Origin of the sequence: Streptomyces sp. NPDC050842, assembly GCF_044456565.1 — a bacterium.
Taxonomy (GTDB): domain Bacteria; phylum Actinomycetota; class Actinomycetes; order Streptomycetales; family Streptomycetaceae; genus Streptomyces.
In genome coordinates this window covers 388,493-412,102 of sequence record NZ_JBITGA010000007.1, presented here as the reverse complement: position 1 = coordinate 412,102, position 23,610 = coordinate 388,493, and the positions used below count along the sequence as shown (strand labels likewise).

At 69.5% G+C, this 23,610-nt stretch carries 20 protein-coding genes and 1 riboswitch; of the genes, 13 read left to right on the top strand and 7 right to left on the bottom strand.

Translation table 11 applies throughout. The features are described from left to right. Window positions 1-181 precede the first annotated feature (181 nt). Entirely contained in the window at window positions 182-3,352 is a 3,171-nt protein-coding gene (locus tag ACIBG6_RS25550; RefSeq protein ID WP_399224887.1) for an efflux RND transporter permease subunit, read from the top strand. A 77-nt stretch (window positions 3,353-3,429) separates the two neighbouring features. Here ACIBG6_RS25550 and nadA read toward each other — a convergent pair whose 3' ends face one another. Then, the gene (nadA, locus tag ACIBG6_RS25545) at window positions 3,430-4,611 is read right to left on the bottom strand and encodes a quinolinate synthase NadA (protein ID WP_399224886.1); all 1,182 of its coding nucleotides are present in this window, start codon (window positions 4,609-4,611) and stop codon (window positions 3,430-3,432) included. A gap of 226 nt (window positions 4,612-4,837) precedes the next feature. Here nadA and ACIBG6_RS25540 point away from each other — a divergent pair, with 226 nt between their 5' ends. Next, on the top strand, window positions 4,838-5,194 hold the full coding sequence (locus ACIBG6_RS25540) for an iron-sulfur cluster assembly accessory protein (protein WP_015033024.1): 357 nt from the start codon (window positions 4,838-4,840) through the stop codon (window positions 5,192-5,194). An 81-nt stretch (window positions 5,195-5,275) separates the two neighbouring features. On the opposite strand, the gene ACIBG6_RS25535 is transcribed toward ACIBG6_RS25540, so the two are convergent. Beyond that, the gene (locus ACIBG6_RS25535) at window positions 5,276-6,889 is read right to left on the bottom strand and encodes a hypothetical protein (protein ID WP_399224884.1); all 1,614 of its coding nucleotides are present in this window, start codon (window positions 6,887-6,889) and stop codon (window positions 5,276-5,278) included. Window positions 6,890-6,968: 79 nt separating this feature from the next. Further along, window positions 6,969-7,175 (bottom strand): hypothetical protein, encoded by a 207-nt coding sequence (locus tag ACIBG6_RS25530; protein ID WP_399224883.1) that lies wholly within the window; start codon window positions 7,173-7,175, stop codon window positions 6,969-6,971. 130 nt (window positions 7,176-7,305) lie between these two features. On the opposite strand from ACIBG6_RS25530, the gene ACIBG6_RS25525 reads away from it, so the two are divergent. Beyond that, window positions 7,306-8,280 carry a carbohydrate kinase family protein gene (locus ACIBG6_RS25525; protein WP_399224882.1) on the top strand — a complete coding sequence of 325 codons (975 nt, stop codon included), beginning with the start codon at window positions 7,306-7,308 and terminating at the stop codon, window positions 8,278-8,280. A 66-nt stretch (window positions 8,281-8,346) separates the two neighbouring features. Here the strand turns inward: ACIBG6_RS25525 and ACIBG6_RS25520 are convergent, their stop codons facing one another. Beyond that, window positions 8,347-9,735, bottom strand: coding sequence for a cysteine desulfurase/sulfurtransferase TusA family protein (locus tag ACIBG6_RS25520; RefSeq protein ID WP_399224881.1), 1,389 nt, complete (start codon window positions 9,733-9,735; stop codon window positions 8,347-8,349). Between the two features lie 438 nt (window positions 9,736-10,173). Here ACIBG6_RS25520 and coxB point away from each other — a divergent pair, with 438 nt between their 5' ends. From coxB to ACIBG6_RS25500, 4 genes are all read left to right on the top strand, one after another. After that, window positions 10,174-11,139: a cytochrome c oxidase subunit II gene (coxB, locus tag ACIBG6_RS25515; RefSeq protein WP_399224880.1), complete on the top strand. Its 966-nt coding sequence runs from the start codon at window positions 10,174-10,176 to the stop codon at window positions 11,137-11,139. Next, window positions 11,136-12,872: a cytochrome c oxidase subunit I gene (ctaD, locus tag ACIBG6_RS25510; protein WP_329623942.1), complete on the top strand. Its 1,737-nt coding sequence runs from the start codon at window positions 11,136-11,138 to the stop codon at window positions 12,870-12,872. Before coxB ends, ctaD begins: the two co-directional genes overlap by 4 nt. Further along, window positions 12,869-13,267, top strand: a complete 399-nt coding sequence (locus ACIBG6_RS25505; RefSeq protein ID WP_399224879.1) for a cytochrome c oxidase subunit 4 — start codon at window positions 12,869-12,871, stop codon at window positions 13,265-13,267. The genes ctaD and ACIBG6_RS25505 overlap by 4 nt, the downstream gene beginning before the upstream one ends. 130 nt (window positions 13,268-13,397) lie before the next feature. Next, window positions 13,398-14,657, top strand: a complete 1,260-nt coding sequence (locus ACIBG6_RS25500; protein ID WP_399224878.1) for an Ig-like domain-containing protein — start codon at window positions 13,398-13,400, stop codon at window positions 14,655-14,657. Between the two features lie 19 nt (window positions 14,658-14,676). Here ACIBG6_RS25500 and ACIBG6_RS25495 read toward each other — a convergent pair whose 3' ends face one another. Continuing rightward, the gene (locus ACIBG6_RS25495) at window positions 14,677-15,078 is read right to left on the bottom strand and encodes a hypothetical protein (protein ID WP_399224877.1); all 402 of its coding nucleotides are present in this window, start codon (window positions 15,076-15,078) and stop codon (window positions 14,677-14,679) included. A 191-nt stretch (window positions 15,079-15,269) separates the two neighbouring features. On the opposite strand from ACIBG6_RS25495, the gene ACIBG6_RS25490 reads away from it, so the two are divergent. The 6 genes from ACIBG6_RS25490 to ACIBG6_RS25465 all read left to right on the top strand — a co-directional run bounded on the left by ACIBG6_RS25490 (window position 15,270) and on the right by ACIBG6_RS25465 (window position 22,474). After that, window positions 15,270-15,890, top strand: a complete 621-nt coding sequence (locus tag ACIBG6_RS25490; RefSeq protein ID WP_351905637.1) for a heme-copper oxidase subunit III — start codon at window positions 15,270-15,272, stop codon at window positions 15,888-15,890. Window positions 15,891-15,963: 73 nt separating this feature from the next. Then, window positions 15,964-16,773, top strand: coding sequence for a c-type cytochrome (locus ACIBG6_RS25485; protein WP_399224876.1), 810 nt, complete (start codon window positions 15,964-15,966; stop codon window positions 16,771-16,773). Continuing rightward, window positions 16,770-17,822 (top strand): Rieske 2Fe-2S domain-containing protein, encoded by a 1,053-nt coding sequence (locus ACIBG6_RS25480; protein WP_399224875.1) that lies wholly within the window; start codon window positions 16,770-16,772, stop codon window positions 17,820-17,822. The genes ACIBG6_RS25485 and ACIBG6_RS25480 overlap by 4 nt, the downstream gene beginning before the upstream one ends. Further along, window positions 17,819-19,444, top strand: coding sequence for a cytochrome bc complex cytochrome b subunit (locus tag ACIBG6_RS25475; RefSeq protein ID WP_399224874.1), 1,626 nt, complete (start codon window positions 17,819-17,821; stop codon window positions 19,442-19,444). The genes ACIBG6_RS25480 and ACIBG6_RS25475 overlap by 4 nt, the downstream gene beginning before the upstream one ends. 132 nt (window positions 19,445-19,576) lie before the next feature. Continuing rightward, window positions 19,577-20,641, top strand: coding sequence for an anthranilate phosphoribosyltransferase (gene trpD, locus ACIBG6_RS25470; RefSeq protein ID WP_399224873.1), 1,065 nt, complete (start codon window positions 19,577-19,579; stop codon window positions 20,639-20,641). Between the two features lie 76 nt (window positions 20,642-20,717). Then, window positions 20,718-20,834: riboswitch (SAM riboswitch) on the top strand. A 209-nt stretch (window positions 20,835-21,043) separates the two neighbouring features. Further along, window positions 21,044-22,474, top strand: coding sequence for an aminotransferase class V-fold PLP-dependent enzyme (locus tag ACIBG6_RS25465; protein WP_399224872.1), 1,431 nt, complete (start codon window positions 21,044-21,046; stop codon window positions 22,472-22,474). A 71-nt stretch (window positions 22,475-22,545) separates the two neighbouring features. Here ACIBG6_RS25465 and ACIBG6_RS25460 read toward each other — a convergent pair whose 3' ends face one another. Together ACIBG6_RS25460 and ACIBG6_RS25455 are read right to left on the bottom strand one after the other, a co-directional pair. Next, the gene (locus ACIBG6_RS25460; RefSeq protein ID WP_024755605.1) at window positions 22,546-22,827 is read right to left on the bottom strand and encodes an Lrp/AsnC family transcriptional regulator; all 282 of its coding nucleotides are present in this window, start codon (window positions 22,825-22,827) and stop codon (window positions 22,546-22,548) included. Beyond that, on the bottom strand, window positions 22,824-23,558 hold the full coding sequence (locus tag ACIBG6_RS25455) for a rhomboid family intramembrane serine protease (RefSeq protein WP_399224871.1): 735 nt from the start codon (window positions 23,556-23,558) through the stop codon (window positions 22,824-22,826). The genes ACIBG6_RS25460 and ACIBG6_RS25455 overlap by 4 nt, the downstream gene beginning before the upstream one ends. Window positions 23,559-23,610: the final 52 nt, after the last annotated feature.

Here is a 23,610-nt window from a genome sequence, read left to right as displayed (position 1 = left end):
GCCCCGGCGTACTCCAGACGCGGTATGCGCGGGATAAGGATGTGGACCCGAGGGCCGAGGACTTCCGGGCGCGGATGGCAGATCGTATAGGCGGGGGGCACCTCCGGCGGATCCAGCGGATCAGGGCCGGGGTCTTGGCTGCTCCCGCCTGTCGACGAGTACGCCACAGAAGAGAGACCCCATGTCCTGGCTGTCCAGATTCAGCCTCGCGCAACGGGCCCTGATCGGGCTGACGTCCATCGTCGCGATCGTGTTCGGGGCGATCGCGATACCGCAGCTCAAGCAGCAGTTGTTCCCCTCGATCGAGCTCCCGATGGTCTCGATCCTCGCCCCGTACCAGGGGGCCTCTCCCGATGTGGTCGAGAAGCAGGTCGTCGAACCCCTGGAGAACAACCTCAAGGCCGTCGACGGCCTGAAGGGCGTCACCTCCACCGCCTCCGAGGGCATGGCCGTCGTCATGGCCTCCTTCGACTACGGCGACGAGTCGACGAAGCAGCTCGTCGCCGACGTCCAGCAGGCCGTGAACCGGGCCCGCGCCCAGCTGCCCGACTCGGTCGACCCGCAGGTCGTGGCCGGCTCGACGGACGACATGCCGACCGTCGTCCTCGCCGCCGCCTCCGACAAGGACCCGCAGGCCCTCGCCGACCTCCTGGAGCGGACCGTCGTGCCCGCCCTCGAAGGCATCGAGGGCGTCGGCCAGGTGTCCGTCAGCGGCGTCCAGGACGTCCAGATCTCCGTCGTCCCGGACGAGCGGAAGCTCGCCGCGGCGGGACTCAGCTCGATGAAGCTCGCCGAGGCGCTGCGCTCCGGCGGCGCCACGATGCCGGCCGGCTCCTTCTCGGAGGCCGGCAAGAGCCGCACGATCCAGGTCGGCGGCGGCTACACCTCCCTGCGGCAGATCGAGGACCTGCGCATCCCCTCGGCCACCCCCGGCAAGGGCAAGGCGGTCCGTCTCGGCGACGTCGCCACCGTCCGCCAGGAGGAGTCGCCGAGCGTCTCCCTCACCCGCACCAACGGCAAGCCCAGCCTCGCCGTCATGGCCACGATGGACAAGGACGGCAGCGCCGTCGCCATCTCCGACGCCGTCGAGGAGAAGCTGCCCGATCTGCGCCGCGACCTCGGCGCGGGCGCCGAGCTGACCGTCGTCTCCGACCAGGGCCCGGCCGTCGCCAAGGCGATCTCCGGCCTGACCACGGAGGGCGCGCTCGGCCTCGTGATGGCCGTCCTGGTGATCCTGGTCTTCCTGACCTCGATCCGCTCGACCCTGGTGACCGCGGTCTCCATCCCGCTCTCGGTCGTCCTGGCCCTGATCGTGCTGTGGACCCGCGACCTCTCGCTCAACATGCTGACCCTGGGCGCGCTCACCATCGCCATCGGCCGGGTCGTCGACGACTCGATCGTGGTCCTGGAGAACATCAAGCGTCACCTGGGCTACGGCGAGGAGCGCCAGGCCGCGATCATCACCGCGGTCCGCGAGGTGGCCGGCGCGGTCACCTCCTCCACGCTCACCACCGTCGCCGTCTTCCTGCCGATCGGTCTGACCGGCGGCATGATCGGCGAGCTGTTCGGCTCGTTCTCGCTGACGGTCACGGCGGCCCTGCTGGCCTCCCTGCTCGTCTCCCTGACCGTGGTCCCCGTCCTCTCGTACTGGTTCCTCCGCGCCCCCAAGGGCACGTCAGAGGACCTGGAGGAGGCCCGCAGGGTCGCCGAGGAGAAGGAGGAGAAGAGCCGTCTCCAGCGCCTGTACGTGCCCGTCCTGCGGTTCGCGACCCGGCGCCGGCTCACGAGTCTCGGCATCGCGCTCGTCGTCCTCGTCGTCACCTTCGGCATGGCCCCGTTCCTGAAGACGAACTTCTTCGACCAGGGCGAGCAGGAGGTGCTCAGCATCCAGCAGGAGCTGGCGCCCGGCACCAGCCTGAGCGCCTCCGACGAGGCCGCGAAGAAGATCGAGAAGGTCCTCGCGGAGACCGAGGGCGTCAAGGACTACCAGGTCACCGTCGGCTCCTCCGGCTTCATGGCGGCCTTCGGCGGCGGCACCGGCTCCAACCAGGCCTCGTACAAGATCAGCCTGGAGGACTCCGACGCGTACGAGAAGACCCGCGCCTCCATCGAGAAGGCCCTCGCGGGCCTCGACGGCATCGGCGACACCACGATCGCGGCCGGTGACGGCTTCGGCAGCCAGGACCTGAGCGTGGTCGTCAAGGCCGCCGACCCGAAGATCCTGGAGCAGGCCTCCGAGCAGGTCCGCACGGCGATCGCCGGGATGAAGGACGTCACCGACGTCCAGAGCGACCTCTCCCAGTCCGTCCCGCGCATCTCCGTCAAGGCCAACGCCAAGGCGGCCGACGCGGGCTTCGACACCGGCTCGCTGGGCGCGATCGTCGCCCAGGCCGTCCGGGGCACCCCGGCCGCCAAGGCGATCCTCGACGACAGCGAGCGGGACGTCCTCATCACCTCGGCGAAGCCCGCCACCACCCTCGCCGAGCTCAAGGCCCTGCCGCTCGGCCCGGTGAAGCTGGGCGACATCGCCACCGTCGAGCTGGTCCCCGGCCCGGTCTCCATGACCCGGATCGACGGCGCCCGCGCGGCGACGATCTCGGCCAAGCCGACCGGTGACAACACCGGCGCGGTGAGCGCCTCGCTCCAGTCGGAGATCAACGCGCTGGACCTGCCCGAGGGCGCCACCGCCAGCATCGGCGGTGTCTCCGAGGACCAGACCGAGGCCTTCACCAACCTGTTCCTGGCGATGCTCGCGGCCGTCGCGATCGTCTTCATGCTGCTCGTGGCGACCTTCCGGTCGCTGATCCAGCCGCTGATCCTGCTGGTCTCGATCCCCTTCGCGGCGACCGGCGCGATCGGTCTGCTCGTCGTCACGGACACGGCGATGGGCGTTCCGGCGATGATCGGCATGCTGATGCTCATCGGCATCGTCGTGACCAACGCGATCGTCCTGATCGACCTGATCAACCAGTACCGGGCCCAGGGCCTGGGCGTCGTCGAAGCGGTCGTCGAGGGCGGCAGGCACCGGCTCCGCCCGATCCTGATGACCGCCCTGGCGACGATCTTCGCCCTGCTGCCGATGGCCCTCGGCATCACCGGCGAGGGCGGCTTCATCGCCCAGCCGCTCGCGGTGGTCGTGATCGGCGGTCTCGTCACCTCGACGCTGCTGACCCTGCTCCTCGTCCCGACGCTCTACGCGATGGTGGAGCTCCGCAAGGAGCGCCGCGCGAAGAAGAAGGCGGCGAAGAAGGGCGAGAAGGAGGCGGCCGCGAAGAAGGGCGAGAAGGCGGAGATCCCGGGGCAGGCGGACGTCAGCCCCCTGGACGCCGGCCTGCTGGACGTCCTCGACTGACCCGAGTCCCGGTGACAGCCGGAAGGGGCGCCCCGCGATCGCGGGGCGCCCCTTCCGGCGTACGTACGGGAGAACCGTTACGGCAGTGCCAGCATCCGCTCCAGGGCGAGCTTGGCGAAGCTCTCCGTCTCCTGGTCGACCTTGATCTGGTTGACCAGGTTGCCCTCGGCCAGGGACTCCAGGGTCCACACCAGGTGCGGCAGGTCGATGCGGTTCATGGTCGAGCAGAAGCAGACCGTCTTGTCGAGGAAGACGATCTCCTTGTCCGGGTGCGCGTTGGCCACGCGCCGGACCAGGTTCAGCTCGGTGCCGATCGCCCACTTCGAACCGGCCGGGGCCGCGTCCAGGGTGTTGATGATGTACTCGGTCGAGCCCACGTAGTCCGCGGCGGCGACGACCTCGTGCTTGCACTCCGGGTGGACCAGCACGTTCACGCCCGGGATGCGCTCGCGGACGTCGTTGACCGAGTCCAGCGAGAAACGGCCGTGCACCGAGCAGTGACCCCGCCACAGGATCATCTTGGCGGCGCGCAGCTCCTCGACGGTGAGCCCGCCGTTGGGCTTGTGCGGGTTGTAGAGCACGCAGTCGTCCAGGGACATGCCCATGTCGCGGACGGCGGTGTTGCGGCCCAGGTGCTGGTCGGGCAGGAACAGGACCTTGTCACCCTGCTCGAAGGCCCAGTCCAGCGCGCGCTTGGCGTTCGACGAGGTGCAGATCGTGCCCCCGTGCTTGCCGGTGAAGGCCTTGATGTCGGCCGAGGAGTTCATGTACGAGACGGGCACGACCTGCTCGGCGACGCCGGCCTCGGTCAGCACGTCCCAGCACTCGGCGACCTGCTCGGCGGTGGCCATGTCGGCCATCGAGCAGCCGGCCGCCAGGTCCGGCAGGACGACCTTCTGGTCGTCGGTGGTGAGGATGTCGGCCGACTCCGCCATGAAGTGCACGCCGCAGAAGACGATGTACTCGGCCTCCGGCTTGGCGGCGGCGTCGCGCGCGAGCTTGAACGAGTCACCGGTGACGTCGGCGAACTGGATGACCTCGTCACGCTGATAGTGGTGGCCGAGCACGAAGACCTTGTCCCCGAGCTTCTCCTTGGCGGCGCGGGCGCGCTCCACGAGGTCCGGGTCGGAGGGCGACGGCAGATCGCCCGGACACTCCACGCCGCGCTCGCTCTTCGGGTCGGCCTCGCGGCCGAGCAGGAGCAGAGCGAGCGGCGTCGGCTGAACATCCAGGGGCTGGGCGGTGGTCACGTCACGCACCCTTTCTTCGGGGAACCTTTTCGTCGAAATGACGTTATCTATCATAACCGCTTCACGTCACGTTGACGATGTCCATAGTGTCGATGTGACGAATTCGCTGTCCGCGCTCCTGGGCAGGGTGTGCGAGCATGAATGAGGAAGACCTCACGCGGCCCGGAATGAATCCGGGGCACCGGCGGTTACCACTGTCGGCAAGCAGTCTCCGTACACACCGGGAGAGAAGCAGATGTCCGTATCGGACGAGAAGACCACTGTCAGCGACGGCATCCTCCTGTCCGACGCCGCCGCGGCCAAGGTCAAGGCCCTCCTCGACCAGGAAGGCCGCGAGGACCTGGCCCTGCGCGTCGCCGTACAGCCCGGTGGCTGCTCCGGCCTGCGTTACCAGCTGTTCTTCGACGAGCGTTCGCTCGACGGCGATGTCGTGAAGGACTTCGACGGAGTCAAGGTCGTCACCGACCGCATGAGCGCCCCGTACCTCGGTGGTGCCTCGATCGACTTCGTCGACACCATCGAGAAGCAGGGCTTCACGATCGACAACCCGAACGCCACGGGCTCCTGCGCCTGCGGCGACTCGTTCAGCTAAGTCGCACCACCCGCACGAACGCGAGGGCGGCGGCCCGGGACTCCCGGGCCGCCGCCCTCGCGCATGTGCCTCCTCCACGGGTCAGCGGCGCGGCACGGCCTCCCCGCTCGCCCCGTCGACGACTGGCCGGTCGCCCAGCGGCCGGTCGAGCGTCACCGACTTCGTCACCTCGACCGCGATGGCGATGCACGCCCGGCCCGGGTCGATGGGCGTCTCCTTCACCCGCACCGTGACCCGGTCCGCGTCCTCCCGCGCCGTCACCGTGTATTCGCTGCACACCCCGCCCCAGAAGGTGACGGTCAGCTTCCGGCCGTCCCCCTCGGTCCGGAACGACTCGATCTGCCGCGCCGGAGACGTGCCCTCGTCGGGCTCCGGCGTCGGCGTGGGCGACGGCTTCGCCGGCGGCACCAGGAACTCCGGGGCCACCGCCGTCCCCGTCACCGTGTACGGCGCCGCGTCCGCGGGGTCCGCCGTGAACAGCCACGCCGGTACGAGCAGCCGCGCGCCGTCCACGTCCTGCGCGGCCAGACCGAACACCGCGCGCGTCACCGGCACCTCCTCCGGCGGCGCCATGTCCACGATCGTCTGGCAGGGCGCGCCCGGGGTGCTCGACCCGGTGCTCGGCTCGCCGAGGTCGGGCCTGCCGGCGGTCGGCTTCCCCGAGTCCGGCATTCCGGTGTCGGGCTTCCCGGCGTCCGGCATCGGGGCGTCGGGCTTCCCCGCCTCCGGAACCTCGGCCGGCGGGGCGGTGGCGCAGCCGCCGATGCCGATCGGGCCGGTGCCCTTCGAGGCCTCGTTCAGCTCGGCGAGCGCCTTCTCCGCCCCGATCACCGGGTACGTGTCGCCCTTCACCGGATCCTTGAGCATCCCGCTCCCGGCGACCGGCCGGCCGTCCGGGCCGATGTGGAGCCCCGTGGACCAGCCGTACGTCGGCAGGCCGCCCACCACCGGCTCGGCGTTGACCACCCGGACCGAGCCGTTCATCACCTGCGTCGCCGACACCTTGGCGTCGTCCTGGCCGATCGCCTTCAGGACGGGCGCGGCCGCCGCCTTCGCCGCCGCCTCGCTCACCGGCGAACCACCGGGGGAGGGCTTCGTCTCGCCCGGCGGAGGACACGCCTTGCCCTTCAGGCAGCTGTCGCCGGCCGGACCGCCGTCGTACCAGGAGTAAGTCCAGTTCCCCGGCGCCTTCCGCGCCACGTCGAGGCGGGCTCCCTGGCCGTCCTTCTCCGGCCGGATCGTCCAGACCTCACCCACCAGGGCGGGGCTCCCGGAGAGGCCCAGCGCTTCGGCCAGCCTGGTCACCTCCGCCGAGGTGACCAGGCCCTCGGGCCGGTGGACCGCGGCCGAGGAGGGCCCTTGGGGGAGCGGGCCCTTGGCTGTGTAGACGGTCCCGTTCGGGCCGCCGCCGGGGTCGGGCTCGCCGGGCGCGATACCGGGACCGTCACCCGTACCGCCGCCCGTACCGCCCGTACCCGGATCACCGTCCGTACCCGCGCTCCCGCCCTCCAGGCGGAGCGGCGGGGGCACGGCCGCCTTGTCGGCCCGGCTCTCGGCCCCGGCGGGCGTGGCCTCGCCGGGCGCCGTCGCGGCGACGGCGAGGTACACCCCGCCTCCACCGGCGAGCAGGACGCCCGCCGCCACCGAGGCGGTGACCAGCCTCCGCCGCCTCCGACCGTTCTCCGTACCGCTCACGGCATCGCTCCTTCGGACCTGGCATCCCTGTGGGGAAGACACCGGTGGGACGGAGCGGGCGGGCGGACGGTTCCGTCCGTCAGCCGCCGTACTCGGCGGTGGCGTCGATCAGCCGTGCCGACGCGGCCGGTACGACCACTCCGTGGATCAGCGCGGGGGAGACCGGAGCGGGTACCGGCGGGGCCGGCGTGACCCAGTGCGGGACCATCCGCGCGCTGTCACCACGCAGCTGGGCCAGGCTCAGCTCGGACTCGTGACGCTCACGGGGAGCGGGGTGCGGACTCATGCGCGCACCGTATGCACCCCGGTGCTCCGCAGAAAAGGCCTACTCTGGGGTAGTTTCCACTGTTCGGCAGGAAAGCCGCCACCCGGTAGCGTGAACTGTCATCACCGCCTTCCCGCAGGAGCACCCCACCGTGCGTATCGCAGTCACCGGCTCCATCGCCACCGACCACCTCATGACCTTCCCCGGAAGGTTCGCCGACCAGCTCGTGGCCGACCAGCTCCACACGGTGTCCCTCTCGTTCCTCGTCGACAACCTCGACGTGCGCCGGGGAGGCGTCGCGGCCAACATCTGCTTCGGCATGGGCCAGCTCGGCAGCCGTCCGCTCCTCGTGGGCGCCGCCGGCTTCGACTTCGACGAGTACCGCGCCTGGCTCGACCGCCACGGCGTCGACACGTCCTCGGTGCGGATCTCCGAGGTCCTGCACACCGCGCGCTTCGTCTGCACCACGGACAAGGACCACAACCAGATCGGCTCCTTCTACACGGGCGCGATGAGCGAGGCCCGGCTGATCGAGCTCAAGGCCGTCGCCGACCGCGTGGGCGGCCTCGACCTGGTCCTGATCGGCGCCGACGACCCCGAGGCGATGCTCCGCCACACCGAGGAGTGCCGCTCCCGGTCGATCCCGTTCGCCGCCGACTTCTCGCAGCAGATCGCGCGCATGGACGGCGAGGAGATCCGCACCCTCCTCGACGGGGCCACCTACCTCTTCTCCAACGAGTACGAGAAGGGCCTCATCGAGTCCAAGACGGGCTGGACCGAGGCGGAGATCCTCTCCCGCGTCGGCCACCGCATCACCACCCTCGGCTCGCGCGGCGTCCGCATCGAGCGCGTCGGCGAGACCCCGATCGAGGTCGGCTGCCCCGAGGAGACGGCCAAGGTCGACCCGACCGGCGTCGGCGACGCCTTCCGCGCCGGCTTCCTGACCGGTCTGCACTGGGGCGTCGGCCTGGAGCGCGCCGCCCAGATCGGCTGCATGCTCGCCACCCTCGTCATCGAGACCCTGGGCACGCAGGAGTACACCCTGCGCCGCGCCAACTTCATGGACCGCTTCACCAAGGCGTACGGCGACGAGGCCGCCGCCGAGGTCACGTCCTACCTGGGCTGACGTCCCTGAGGCCTGTCCGGCGGCTCATGGCCGGACAGGCCCAGTGCGGGGTGCGGCGGGCGGCTCTCAGGCCACGCGCCGCACCACGTACGCGACGCCGCCCCGCTCGGACGGCTCCTCGCCCACGTACTCCTGGCCGCGCATCTCGCACCAGGCCGGGATGTCGAGCCGGGCCGCCTCGTCGTCGGAGAGGACGGTCACCGTCCCGCCGACCGGCACGTCGCCGATCACCTTCGCCAGCTCGATCACCGGGATCGGGCAGCGCCGGCCGAGCGCGTCCACCACGAGCGAGCCGGAGCCGGCCGCCGGGACCGCGGCCGCGGCCACCGGGGCGCCGAGCCGCTCCCGTACCCCCGCGACCACCCCCGGCAGCACGTCGAGGAACCGGTCCACGTCCTCCGCCGGGGTGCCGGCCGGCAGGGACACCCGGACGTTCCCCTCGCTCAGCACCCCCATCGCGCGCAGCACATGGCTGGGCGTCAGCGTCGAACTCGTACACGACGAACCGGACGAAACGGAGAAACCCTCCCGGTCCAGCTCGTGCAGCAACGTCTCTCCGTCGACATAGAGACAGGAGAACGTGACGAGGTGGGGGAGCCGGCGCACCGGATCGCCCACGACCTCCACGTCCGGCACCAGCTCCGGCACCCGCGCCCGGATCCGGTCCACCAGACCCCGCAGCCGTGCCGCCTCGGCCACCGCCTCCGCCCGGACCGCGCGCAGCGAGGCCGCCGCCGCCACGATCGCCGGCAGGTTCTCGAAACCGGGTGCCCGCCCCGACTCCCGTTCGTCCGAAGGGCCTTGAGCCGCGAACCGCACCCCCTTGCGTACGGCGAGGAGCCCCACGCCCGCCGGCCCGCCCCACTTGTGCGCGCTCGCCGCGAGCAGCGACCAGCCGCCTTCCACCGGCCCCCAGCCCAGCGACTGGGCCGCGTCCACGAGCAGCGGCACGCCCGCCGCCCGGCAGGCCTCGGCGACCTCCGCGACCGGCTGTTCGGTCCCCACCTCGTGATTGGCCGACTGGAGGCAGGCGAGTGCCGTGCCGGGCGCGAGCGCCCCTCCGAAGACGGCCGCGTCCACCGCGCCGGAGCGGCCCACGGGCACCTCGGTGACCGTGCCGCCCGCCGCCGCGTGCAGCTCCGCCGCGTGCAGGACGGAGGAGTGCTCGACCGCCGAGACGACGAGGCCGGTCCCGACACGCCGACGGCCCGCGAGGGCGCCCGAGATCCCGGCGTGAACCGCGCGTGTTCCCGAAGGAGTGAACACGAGCTCGTCCGGGCGGCACCTCACCGCCTCCGCCGCGGCCTCCCGCGCAGCGTCGAGCAGCAGCCGGGCCCGCCGCCCCTCCCGGTACAGCCGGGCCGGATCGGCCCAGCCCTCGTCCAGGGAGGCGAGCAGCGCCTGGCGGGCGACGGGGTGCAGGGGTGCGGCGGACGCGGCGTCGAAGTACGGCATCCGCCCACGGTAGGGCCGACCTGCCCCGACCCGCGGGGTCACCCCTCCCCGACCCGCCGGGGCCACCCTCCCCGACCGCCTGGCCGACCCCGCCGTCCGCCCGGCCGACACGCCCGACGCGCCCGGCCCGTACATCCGTCCACGCCCCCGTCCGCGCTCCCGTCCGCTTCTCGTGAGCACTCGTCAGAAGGCCGCCCCGGTACGACGGCAGACCGCCGAACGGCCGCCTGCGAGCCCCCTCCGGAACCCCGGAGTCCACCCCTTCGGGGACTCGGACGGCGCGTTGGGCACCCTCCCCGCGCGACCCCAAATAGCGTCCAGTAGGGTTTGGTCCGCATAAACATCCAAACCCCTGCCCGCGGCCGGGGCGGCGACCGACCAGCGAGACGGACGGCCGTGGCCGACCAACGCGGGCCGAGACTCTCGGGAAGGCGCTACGTGAGTCCCAACGGCTCCGACCGCTCGTCGCGGCGCCCGATGCGGCGGAAGCTGCCGCAGGTGCTGACTGCGGGCCTGATCCTGGCGACAGCCACGGGCTGCTCGTACAACTGGGAAGACTTCCCCCGCCTTGGTATGCCCACTCCGGTCACGGAAGAGGCACCTACGATCCTCTCCCTCTGGCAGGGCTCGTGGGCGGCCGCGCTCGTCACGGGCGTCCTGGTCTGGGGGCTGATCCTGTGGTCCGTCTTCTTCCACCGGCGCAGCCGCACCAAGGTCGAGGTACCTCCGCAGACGCGGTACAACATGCCCATCGAGGCGCTGTACACGGTGACGCCACTCATCATCGTGTCGGTCCTCTTCTACTTCACCGCGCGCGACGAGTCGAAGCTCCTGTCGCTCGCCGACAAGCCCACCCACACCATCAACGTGGTCGGCTACCAGTGGAGCTGGGGCTTCAACTACGTCGAGAACGTGCCGGGCGTGAAGGGTGACGCCAAGACGGCGCCGAACCTCGCCGCCATCCCGGACAAGTTCCAGGACGACTTCCCGGCGAACGCCGGCGGTGTCTACGACGCCGGTATCCCCGGCGACCGGAACCCGCAGACCGGCAACCCGGGTCCGACCCTGTGGCTGCCGAAGGGCGAGAAGGTCCGGTTCGTCCTGACCTCCCGCGACGTCATCCACTCCTTCTGGGTGGTCCCCTTCCTGATGAAGCAGGACGTCATCCCGGGGCACACCAACGCCTTCGAGGTGACCCCGTCGCAGGAGGGCACCTTCCTCGGCAAGTGCGCCGAGCTGTGCGGTGTCGACCACTCCCGGATGCTCTTCAACGTCAAGGTGGTCTCTCCGGAGCGCTACCAGCAGCACCTGAAGGAGCTGGCCGAGAAGGGGCAGACCGGCTACATCCCGTCTGGCATCGAGCAGACGGACCCGGCCAGGAATGCGGAGAAGAACCAACTGTGAGCATCCACAACGAAACCCAGGGTGCCGCCGCAGCTGAGGACTCGTACGAGAACGAGCTGCCCGTACGGCGCAAGCAGCCCGGCAACGTCGTGATCAAGTGGCTGACCACCACCGATCACAAGACGATCGGGACGATGTACCTGGTCACGTCGTTCGCTTTCTTCTGCATCGGCGGACTCATGGCGCTCTTCATGCGCGCCGAGCTGGCCCGTCCGGGTACGCAGATCATGTCGAACGAGCAGTTCAACCAGGCGTTCACGATGCACGGCACGATCATGCTGCTGATGTTCGCGACGCCGCTGTTCGCCGGATTCGCGAACTGGATCATGCCGCTGCAGATCGGCGCGCCCGACGTGGCGTTCCCGCGGCTGAACATGTTCGCCTACTGGCTGTACCTCTTCGGCTCGCTCATGGCGGTGGGTGGCTTCCTCACCCCGCAGGGCGCGGCCGACTTCGGCTGGTTCGCCTACTCCCCGCTGTCGGACGCCGTCCGCTCGCCGGGTGTCGGCGCCGACCTCTGGATCATGGGTCTGGCCTTCTCCGGCTTCGGCACGATCCTCGGTTCGGTCAACTTCATCACCACGATCATCTGCATGCGCGCTCCGGGCATGACGATGTTCCGCATGCCGATCTTCGTCTGGAACGTCCTGCTGACCGGTGTCCTGGTCCTGCTGGCCTTCCCGGTGCTGGCGGCCGCGCTGTTCGCCCTGGAGGCGGACCGCAAGTTCGGCTCGCACATCTTCGACGCGGCCAACGGTGGAGCGCTGCTGTGGCAGCACCTCTTCTGGTTCTTCGGCCACCCAGAGGTGTACATCATCGCGCTGCCGTTCTTCGGCATCGTCTCCGAGATCATCCCGGTCTTCAGCCGTAAGCCGATGTTCGGCTACATCGGTCTGGTGGCCGCGACGATCGCGATCGCCGGCCTGTCCGTGACCGTGTGGGCGCACCACATGTACGTCACAGGCGGCGTGCTCCTACCGTTCTTCTCCTTCATGACGTTCCTCATCGCCGTACCGACAGGCGTGAAGTTCTTCAACTGGATCGGAACGATGTGGAAGGGCTCGTTGTCGTTCGAGACACCGATGCTCTGGACGATCGGCTTCCTGATCACCTTCACCTTCGGTGGTCTGACGGGTGTCATCCTGGCCTCGCCGCCGATGGACTTCCACGTCTCCGACTCGTACTTCGTCGTCGCGCACTTCCACTACGTCGTCTTCGGCACCGTGGTCTTCGCGATGTTCGCCGGGTTCCACTTCTGGTGGCCGAAGTTCACCGGCAAGATGCTGGACGAGCGACTCGGCAAGATCACGTTCTGGACGCTGTTCATCGGCTTCCACGGCACCTTCCTGGTGCAGCACTGGCTCGGTGCCGAGGGCATGCCGCGTCGTTACGCGGACTACCTCGACGCCGACGGCTTCACCGCGCTGAACACGATCTCGACGATCTCCTCCTTCCTGCTCGGCCTGTCGATCCTGCCGTTCATGTACAACGTCTGGAAGACCGCCAAGTACGGCAAGAAGATCGAGGTCGACGACCCGTGGGGCTACGGCCGTTCGCTCGAGTGGGCGACGTCCTGCCCGCCGCCGCGGCACAACTTCCTCACCCTGCCGCGGATCCGTTCCGAATCCCCGGCGTTCGACCTGCACCACCCTGAGATCGCCGCTGTCGACCAGCTGGAGAACAAGGGGCACGTGGCCGAGGCCCTCGCGGGCGCGAAGGAGGCCGGCAAGTGAAGATCCAAGGCAAGATGTTCATCTGGCTGAGCGTCTTCATCCTCGCCATGGCCGTCCTGTACGGCGTGTGGTCGAAGGAGCCGGTCGGTACGACGGCGCTGTTCCTGGCGTTCGGCCTGTCCATCATGATCGGCTACTACCTGGCCTTCACGGCCAAGCGTGTCGACGCGATGGCGCAGGACGACAAGGAAGCCGACGTCGCGGACGAGGCCGGTGAGGTGGGCTTCTTCGCCCCGCACAGCTGGCAGCCGCTGTCGCTGGCCGTCGGTGGTGCGCTCGCCTTCCTCGCCGTCGCGATGGGCTGGTGGATCCTGTACTTCTCGGCTCCGCTGCTCCTCGTCGGTCTGTTCGGCTGGGTGTTCGAGTTCTACCGCGGTGAGAACCAGAACCAGTAGCAGCACAAGCGGTACCCCGCTCCGTACCGGAGCACCCGAGGGGCCCGGACGCTTCGTCACCGAAGCGGCCGGGCCCCTCGTTTGCCGTACTCGACGCGCTGGTGCCGAGGATTGTCCTTAGCGTGAAGTCATGAACGACACGCCGCGCATTCGGACTGTTCTGAGCTGCACTCTTCTGGCCGTCACCGTCACCGCGACCGCCACGGCGTGCGCGGGCTCCGACGGCCATCCGCTGTCGGTGAAGCCCTACGACGCGGCGGACCAGCTCGCCATAAGTACCGCGGCCGGCGGTGCCAAGGCGGACCCGGAGAAGCCCCTGGAGATCTCCGCCAAGGGCGAGGACGGCCGGATCACCGACGTCACCGCCGTCGACGCCGCAGGACGCCACCTGGCGGGTGAACTCACCGCGGACGGGCAGCGCTGGCGCTCCACGGCCGCCCTGGCGGCCGGCACCCAGTACACGGTCCGGGTGGCCACCGAAGACGAGGACGGCGCCCCAGGCGCCCGTACGTACACGTTCGAGACGGCCCCGGCCAAACGGGCCCTGACCGTCACCTTCGGGCCGGAGACGGGCACGTACGGCGTCGGACAGCCGATCACCGCGGACCTCACCCTCCCCGTGAAGGACCGGGCGGCCCGTGCGGTCGTCGAGCGCGCCCTCAAGGTCCGCTCCACGCCCGCCGTGCAGGGCTCCTGGTACTGGGTGGACGACAAGAAGCTGCACTTCCGCCCGAAGGAGTACTGGCCCGCCGGCGCGCTCGTCACGGCCACCGCCAACCTGGACGGCCTCAAGGTGGGCGACAAGCTCTACGGCGGCGCGTCCAAGCCGCTGAAGCTCACCATCGGCGACCGCGTCGAGGCGGTCGCGGACGCCGGCTCGCACTACATGACCGTCCGGCGCAACGGAGAAGTGATCAACACCATTCCGGTGACCACCGGCAAGCCGGGCTTCTCCACCCGCAACGGCATCAAGGTCGTGCTCGGCAAGGAGTACTACGTCCGGATGCGGGGCACCAGCATCGGCATCGCGGAAGGCAGTTCGGAGTCGTACGACCTGCCGGTCTACTACGCCACCCGGGTGACATGGAGCGGCGAATACGTCCACGCCGCGCCGTGGTCCGTCGGCTCGCAGGGCGTGGCGAACGTCAGCCACGGCTGCGTCGGCATGTCGACCGGGAACGCGGCCTGGTTCTACGAGACCGTCCGCCCCGGCGACATCGTGAAGACCGTCAACAGCTACGGCGACACGATGGACACCTTCGGCAACGGCTTCGGCGACTGGAACATGCCCTGGGAGAAGTGGCGCAAGGGCAGCGCCCTGGTGGAGGAAACGGGAGACCCGACCGCCACCGAGGACGCCAAAGCCCGCCTGCGGCCCCTCTCTTTCTGAGGCTCGGTTCGCCTCCGGGCTACGCGTCCAGGGACAGTCGGGAGCGCAGCAGGGCGGCCAGGGACGCCGCGAACTCGACCGGTTCCACCGGAAGGGTGATCGCGGCGTCCGCGCGGCTCCAGGTGGCCAGCCAGGCGTCCTGGGGGCGCCCGATGAGCAGCAGCACCGGCGGGCAGCGGAAGACCTCGTCCTTGATCTGCCGGCAGATGCCCATGCCGCCGGCGGGCACCGCCTCGCCGTCCAGGACGCACACGTCGATGCCGCCCTCGTCCAGGCGCTTCAGCACCGCCGGCAACGTCGCGCACTCCACGAACTGGACCGGCGGCACGTCGGCCGCGGGCCTGCGCCCGGCGGCGAGGCGCACCTGCGCGCGGGTGTTCGCGTCGTCGCTGTAGACCAGGACCGTGGCACTCGACTGCATCGTTCCTCCGTGGGGAAGTCCGTGGGAAGGTCGTCGATCGATGCGCGGGATGCTACTCCGGTCCACACCCCGTCAACACCCGTTCAGCACCTGTTCGAAGGGGCTTCCGATGGGCCGTTCGGGCTGGACACGCCCCCCTGACACTCCGAACGGCACCCCCCGGAGTGAGGGCGGGATAAGCGACCGACATAATGTCGGTCGTGGCGACAGTAACGACAGTAGAAACAGGGCACGCGCACCCGTCGGTCAATCGACCGAACCTCACCAGCGTCGGAACCATCATCTGGTTGAGCTCCGAGCTGATGTTCTTCGCGGCCCTCTTCGCGATGTACTTCACCCTGCGATCGGTGACGGGTCCCGACTATTGGAAGGCTCAGGCGGAACACCTGGCCTTCCCGTTCTCGGCGACCAACACCACGATCCTGGTGCTCTCCTCCCTCACCTGTCAGCTCGGCGTATTCGCCGCCGAGCGGGGCGATGTGAAGAAGCTCCGGACGTGGTTCATCATCACGTTCGTGATGGGTTCGATCTTCATCGGCGGCCAGGTCTTCGAGTACACCGAGCTGGTGAAGGACGCGGGCATGTCGCTCTCGTCCGGACCTTACGGTTCCGTGTTCTACCTGACCACCGGCTTCCACGGCCTGCACGTGACGGGCGGTCTCATCGCCTTCCTGCTGGTCCTCGGCCGGACGTACGCCGCCAAGAGGTTCACTCACGAGCAGGCAACCGCCGCCATCGTCGTGTCCTACTACTGGCACTTCGTCGATGTCGTCTGGATCGGCCTCTTCGCCACGATCTACATGATCAAGTAATCGGTTCCGCCTCCCGGCGGACCGAGACATCCAGCAAGCATCGACGCAGAAGATCCTGACACCGGGGTAATCCGTGAAAAAGCTCTCCGCACGACGACGCCATCCGCTGGCGGCGGTCGTCGTCCTCCTACTCGCGCTGGCGGCCACTGGGGGGCTGTACGCCGCGTTCGCGCCCGCGGGCACGGCGAAGGCCGATGAAACCGCCCAGTCCCTCGCGATCGAGGAGGGCAAGAAGCTCTACTCCGTCGGCTGCGCCAGCTGCCACGGAACCGGCGGTCAGGGCACCTCTGACGGCCCGTCCCTGGTCGGCGTCGGCTCGGCCTCCGTCGACTTCCAGGTCGGCACGGGCCGCATGCCGGCCCAGCAGCCGGGCGCCCAGGTCCCGAAGAAGAAGGTCATCTACTCGCAGGCTGACATCGATCAGCTCGCGGCGTACGTGGCCTCCCTCGGCGCGGGCCCGATCACGCCGACGCCGGAGCAGTACGACCCGGCCGGAGCCGACATCGCCAAGGGTGGCGAGCTGTTCCGCAACAACTGTGCCCAGTGCCACAACTTCACCGGTGAGGGCGGCGCGCTGAGCAACGGCAAGTACGCCCCCAACCTCGAAGGCGTGAGCCCGAAGCACCTCTACGAGGCCATGCAGACAGGCCCGCAGAACATGCCCTCCTTCCCGGACACGACCATGCCGGAGAAGCAGAAGCAGGACATCATCGCGTACGTCCAGGCCGTCAACAGCGACAAGGCCGACAACCCGGGCGGTCTCAAGCTCGGTGGCCTCGGCCCCGTCTCCGAGGGTCTGTTCGCCTGGGTCTTCGGCCTGGGTGCGCTCATCGCAGTTGCCATCTGGGTCGCGGCCCACACCGCTAAGGCCAAGAAGTCATGAGTACCCAAGAGATTCCAGAAGAGAACCTGCCCGCGGGGCAGGACACCGCGCACGGCGCGGTGAAGGTCGCCGACGACCCGTTCGCCGACCCGGGCCTTCCGCCCCACAAGCCGCGCATCCAGGACATCGACGAGCGGGCCGCCCGCCGGTCCGAGCGTGCGGTCGCCTTCATGTTCGTGCTGTCGATGCTGGCCACCGTCGGCTTCATCGCCTCGTACGTGATCTTCCCGGTCGACAAGATCGTGTACATCTGGCCCTTCGGCCGGGTGTCCGCGCTCAACTTCGCCCTGGGCTGGACGCTCGGCCTGGCTCTCTTCTTCATCGGCGCGGGAGCGGTCCACTGGGCCCGCACCCTGATGTCCGACGTCGAGGTCGCCGACGAGCGTCACCCGATCGCGGCGTCGCCCGAGGTCAAGGCACAGGTCATGGCGGACTTCGCGGCCGGTGCCGCCGAGTCCGGCTTCGGCCGCCGCAAGCTCATCCGCAACACGATGTTCGGTGCGCTGGCGCTCGTCCCGCTCTCCGGTGTCATGCTCCTGCGTGACATGGGTCCGCTGCCCGAGAAGAAGCTCCGGACCACCAAGTGGGCCCGCGGCAAGCAGCTGATCAACATGAACACGCACGAGCCGCTGCGTCCCGAGGACGTCGCGGTCGGTTCGCTGACCTTCGCGATGCCCGAGGGCATGTCGGAGCACGACCACGACTTCCAGACCGAGATCGCCAAGGCCGCCCTGATGATCGTCCGGATCCAGCCGGAGGACATCAAGGACAAGCGCGAGCTCGAGTGGTCGCACCAGGGCGTGGTCGCCTTCTCGAAGATCTGCACCCACGTGGGTTGCCCGATCTCCCTGTACGAGCAGCAGACGCATCACGTGCTCTGCCCGTGCCACCAGTCCACCTTCGACCTCTCCGACGGCGCCCGCGTCATCTTCGGCCCGGCCGGTCACGCTCTTCCGCAGCTGCGGATCGGTGTGAACGACAAGGGCTTCCTGGAGGCGCTCGGCGACTTCGACGAGCCCGTCGGTCCTGCCTTCTGGGAGCGCGGATGAGCACCGTGACCGATACGAACAAGAAGGCCCCCGCCGGTGAGCGGGTCGCCGACTGGGCCGACGGTCGCCTGGGGATCTACACGCTGGCCAAGGCCAACATGCGGAAGATCTTCCCGGACCACTGGTCCTTCATGCTGGGCGAGATCTGCCTCTACAGCTTCCTCATCATCATCCTGACGGGCGTCTATCTGACGATGTTCTTCCACCCGTCGATGAACGAGGTGGAGTACGTCGGACCGTACGTCCCGCTCCAGGGACAGCTGATGTCCGAGGCGTTCAACTCGACCATGCACATCTCCTTCGAGGTGCGCGGTGGTCTGCTGATCCGGCAGATCCACCACTGGGCGGCGCTGATCTTCCTCGCCGGCATGTTCGTGCACATGATGCGCGTGTTCTTCACCGGCGCGTTCCGCAAGCCGCGTGAGATCAACTGGCTGTTCGGCTTCCTGCTGTTCTTCCTGGGCATGTTCACCGGTTTCACCGGTTACTCGCTCCCGGACGACCTGCTCTCCGGCACCGGTGTCCGCTTCATGCAGGGCGCGATCCTGTCGGTGCCGATCGTCGGCACCTACCTCTCGATGTTCCTGTTCGGCGGGGAGTTCCCCGGCGGCGACTTCGTGGCCCGGTTCTACTCGGCGCACGTGCTCCTGCTGCCCGGCATCATGCTGGGCCTGGTGGTCGCCCACCTCATCCTGGTGGTCGTCCACAAGCACACGCACTACGAGGGCCCCGGCCGCACGAACAAGAACGTCGTCGGCATGCCGCTGCTGCCCGTGTACATGGCGAAGGCCGGAGGCTTCTTCTTCCTGGTCTTCGGTGTCATCGCGGTCATCTCGGCGATCGCCTCGATCAACCCGATCTGGGCCCTCGGCCCGTACCGCCCGGACCAGGTGTCCACCGGCGCCCAGCCCGACTGGTACATGGGCTTCGCCGAGGGTCTGATCCGTGTCATGCCGGGCTGGGAGATCAACCTCTGGGGCCACACGCTCGTCCTGGGCGTGATGATCCCGCTGGCGATCTTCCCGGCGGTGCTCGGCGCGATCGCGGTGTACCCGTTCATCGAGTCCTGGATCACCGGCGACAAGCGCGAGCACCACATCTCGCAGCGCCCGCGCAACGCTCCGACGCGCACCGGCTTCGGTGTCGCCTGGATCACCGCGTACATGATCATGCTCGTGGGTGGTGGAAACGACCTCTGGGCGACCCACTTCCACCTGTCGATCAACTCGATCACCTGGTTCGTACGGATCTTCTTCTTCGTCGGCCCGGTCATCGCGTTCATCGTCACCAAGCGGATCTGCCTCGGCCTCCAGCGCCGGGACAAGGACAAGGTGCTGCACGGCCGCGAGTCGGGCATCATCAAGCGCCTGCCGCACGGTGAGTTCGTCGAGATCCACGAGCCGCTCAGCCAGGGCGAGCTGCACCGCCTCACGGCGCACGAGCAGTACGAGCCCGCGGAGCTGCCGCCGGCCGTCGACGAGAACGGCGTGGAGCGCAAGATCGGCCCGATCGAGAAGCTCCGGGTCAAGCTCAACAAGGGCTACTACGGCGGGGACAGCCAGATCGCCAAGCCCACCTCGGAGGAGTACAAGGAGATCCAGAGCGGCCACGGCCACCACTGATCCCCTGACCTTCCGATGACGTAGGTCGCCACGGTGAGAGCCCCGTCCATTCGATGGACGGGGCTCTTCGCCGTCTCCCGGGCTCGATAGGGTGGCACTTGTCTTTCCCTACGTGACGATCCAGGAGCTGCCATGAGCGCTGCGACCCCCGCTGGAGGACCTACGTCGGCGGGCCGCTCCTGGCCCGCCCTCCTGAACGGCCTGCTCGACGGCCGCGACCTCGCCGCCGACGACACGGCCTGGGCGATGGACCTGATCATGCGCGGCGAGGCCACCGACGCCCAGATCGCCGGATTCATGGTGGCGCTGCGGGCCAAGGGCGAGACGGTGGCGGAGATCACCGGCCTCGTACGGAGCATGTACGAACACGCCAACGTGATCGAGGTGCCGGGCCCCGCCGTCGACATCGTCGGCACCGGCGGCGACGGCGCCAAGACCGTCAACATCTCCACGATGGCGTCGATCGTGGCCGCCGGCACGGGCGCGAAGGTCGTCAAGCACGGCAACCGCGCCGCGTCCTCCGCCTCCGGCTCCTCCGACGTCCTGGAGAAGCTCGGCATCAATCTGCACCTGACCCCGCAGCGGGTCGCCGAGGTCGCCGAGGAAGCCGGCATCACCATCTGCTTCGCGGTGAAGTTCCACCCGGCGCTGCGGCACGTCGCCGCCGCGCGCGGCCAGCTGGGGATCCGCACGACCTTCAACGTCCTCGGCCCGCTGACCAACCCGGCCAAGGTACGCGCCCAGGCCGTCGGCGTCGCCGACGCGCGCATGGCGCCGATCGTGGCCGGGGTCTTCGCCGAGCGCGGCAACTCCGCCCTGGTCTTCCGCGGCGACGACGGCCTGGACGAGCTGACGACCACCTCCACCTCCCGGGTGTGGGTCGTCCGCGGCGGTACGGTCACCGAGGAGCGCTTCGACCCGCGGGACGTGGGCATCGACCTCGTACCCCTGGAGGCGCTGCGCGGCGCGGACGCCTCGTTCAACGCCGACGTGGCCCGTCGGCTGCTCGCGGGGGAGACCGGGCCCGTACGGGACGCGGTGCTCCTCAACACCGCGGCGGCGCTCACCGCGCTCGAACCGGGCGAGGGCACCCTCGTGGAGCAGCTGCGGGCCGGCATCGCGAAGGCCGCGGAGGCCATCGACTCCGGGGCGGCCCGTCAGACCCTGGAGCGCTGGATCGCCGCCAGCAACGCGTAGTCGTCCCCCAAGGCCCTGGTCCAGCATGCGGACCGCGGTCTTGCGCATGCGCGATCATGTGGCAGGATGCATGCCAGGTCATGAGTGACAGCTACGAAGCCCCGGCTTGCTGTCCGGCAACCCTCCGTCCGTGGCGGGGTGCCCCGGGTGAAGACCAGGCCGTAGACAGCAAGGTCTACGGCAAGCGCGGGCCCCTCGACACACCAGGGGTCCTGGTCTCTCGAGGAGCTTTTTCCGTGAGCAAGCGAATGCGATAGGGCGAATCCGCCCCTTCTTCACCCTCGGATCAGGGTCACTTTCGCGTACCCCCATGTCTTCCGAGGCATCACCCGTACCCCGCCACGTCCGGCCGCGTACGGGATCACCGAAGCCATTCCGCACCGCCCGCCGGGAGATACCGCCATGTCCGCATACCCGAACGCCGCCGTCGACACCGCCTCCGTCGAGTCCTCCGTCCAGACCTCCGTCGAGACCTCCGGCTCCGAGTCCGCCGACCCCTGCTGCGCCGCCCCGCTGCCCGTCCTCGGCCGGGACGTCACCGTCCCGCTCGTCACCGGCGGCGAAGTGACCTACGCGGCGCTCGACTACGCCGCCAGCGCCCCGGCGCTCCAGCGGGTGTGGGACGACGTCGCCGCGTACGCCCCCTACTACGGCAGCGTCCACCGCGGCGCCGGCTACCTCTCCCAGCTCTCCACCGACCTCTTCGAGAACAGCCGCGTCACCGTCGCCGAGTTCCTCGACTGCCGCCCCGGCGACCAGGTCGTCTTCACCCGCTCCACCACCGACTCCCTCAACCTGCTCGCCCGGGCCGTCCCGGCCGGCTGCGAGGTCTTCGTCTTCGAGACCGAGCACCACGCCTCGCTCCTTCCGTGGCAGGACGCCCGCGTCACCTACCTCAACGCGCCGCGCACCCCGGCCCAGGCCGTCGAGACGCTTGAGCGGGCGCTCGCCGACCGCGACCCTTACGGCCCCGCCCTGGTCTGCGTCACCGGCGCCTCGAACGTCACCGGTGAACTGTGGCCGGTGAAGGAGCTCGCCGCCGCCGCGCACGCCCACGGCGCCCGGATCGTGCTCGACGCCGCCCAGCTCGCGCCCCACCACCCCGTCTCCGTACAGGAGTTGGATGTGGACTGGGTCGCCTTCTCCGGGCACAAGCTGTACGCGCCCTTCGGCTCGGGCGTCCTCGCGGGCCGCTCCGACTGGCTCCAGGACGCCGAGCCGTACCTCGCCGGCGGCGGCGCCTCCCGCACGGTGGCGCGCCGGGCCGACGGTGGCGTGGACGTCGAGTGGCACACCACCGCCGCCCGCCACGAGGCCGGCTCCCCGAACGTCATCGGCGTCTACTCCATCGCCTCCGCCTGCAAGGCGCTCACCGAGGCCGGCTTCGATCAGCTGGTCCCCCGCGAGCAACACCTGATCGACACGGTGCGCGCGGGCCTCGCCGAGGTGCCCGAGGTCAAGGTGCTCTCGCTCTTCGGCGACGACGCGCCCCGCGTGGGAGTCATCTCCTTCGTCGTGGAGGGCTGGAACAGCTCCCACTTCGCCGCCGCGCTCTCCGCCGAGTACGGCATCGGCGTCCGCGACGGCCTGTTCTGCGCCCACCCGCTGGTCCGCACTCTGCTCGGCAGCGACCCGCAGACCCAGGGGGAGTGCGGCGCCCCCGAGGCCGCGCCCGGCGAGCGATCGCTCAACGCCATCCGGGTGAGCTTCGGCGCCGGTACACCGGACGAGCACGTGGAGCGGTTCGTCGGCGCCGTGAAGGCGCTCGTCCGGGACGGCGCACAGTGGAAGTACCGCACCGAGGACGGCCGCTGCGTCCCGGACCGCGGCTGACCGGTCACTCGTACGGGTGAAGGGGGCCTCCCGACCGGGAGACCCCCTTCACCCATGACGCGTGCGCGGCCTCAGGACTCCAGACCGATGGCGAAGGCCGCCTCCAGGTCGTGCTGGGAGTACGTACGGAACGCCACGTGCGTGTCCGTGGCCTCGACGCCGGGGATCTTGCTGATGCTTCCGGGGATCACGTCCGCCAGGTCGTCGTGGCGCGACACCCGCACCATGGCGATCAGGTCGTAGGTGCCGGTCACCGAGAAGACCTCGCTGACGCTGTCGAGCGCGGCGATCGACTCGGCGATCTCGGGGATGCGGTCCACGCTGGTCTTGATGAGCACGATCGCGGTGATCACGGCTGGCTTTCTCCCTCGGTCGCCGCGGCTGGAGCCTTCACTCTATCCCCACCCCGGTAGCGGCCCCAGGCGTAGAGGAAGCCGACGGAGAAGCCCACCACATGGGACAGATAGGCGATGCCGGGTCCCGGTCCGGCCGCCCGCGCCGCCAGCCACTGGAGCACGAACCAGAAGATCAGCACGATCCAGGCGGGGAAGCGCAGCGGCAGGAAGAAGAGGAAGGGGAAGAGGCTGGTCACACGGGAGCGCGGGAAGAGGAAGAGGAAGGCCCCGAGCACCCCGGAGATCGCCCCGGACGCCCCGACGAGCGTCTGCTCGCTGTTCGCGTGCGCCACCGCGTACCCGACGAGGGCGAGGCAGCCGGTGCCCAGATAGAAGAGGGCGAACGCGATCGGACCCATGCGCTCCTCGGCCATCGCGCCGAAGACGTAGAGGAAGAGCATGTTCCCAAGGAGGTGGAGCCAGCTGCCGTGGACGAAGAGCGCGGTGAACGGCGTGAGCAGGGCGCGGGGTTCGCCGCTCATCAGCTCGGCGGGGACCACGCCCCAGCGGCGGAAGTACGTGCCCTGGGCCGCCAGGAGCGCGTCGCCCGTGCCGTACACCGGGTTGAGTCCGGAGACCGGGCTCACCGCGAAGAGGAGGCAGCAGGCGGCGATCAGGCCGTAGGTCACCGTGGGGCCGCCGCGAGTGCCCCGCCAGGCACCGAGAGCCTTCGCTCGCCAGTCGATCATGGACAGATCATGGCGTACCGGGGCCGAACTGGACAGAGTGCCTCGCCGTGCC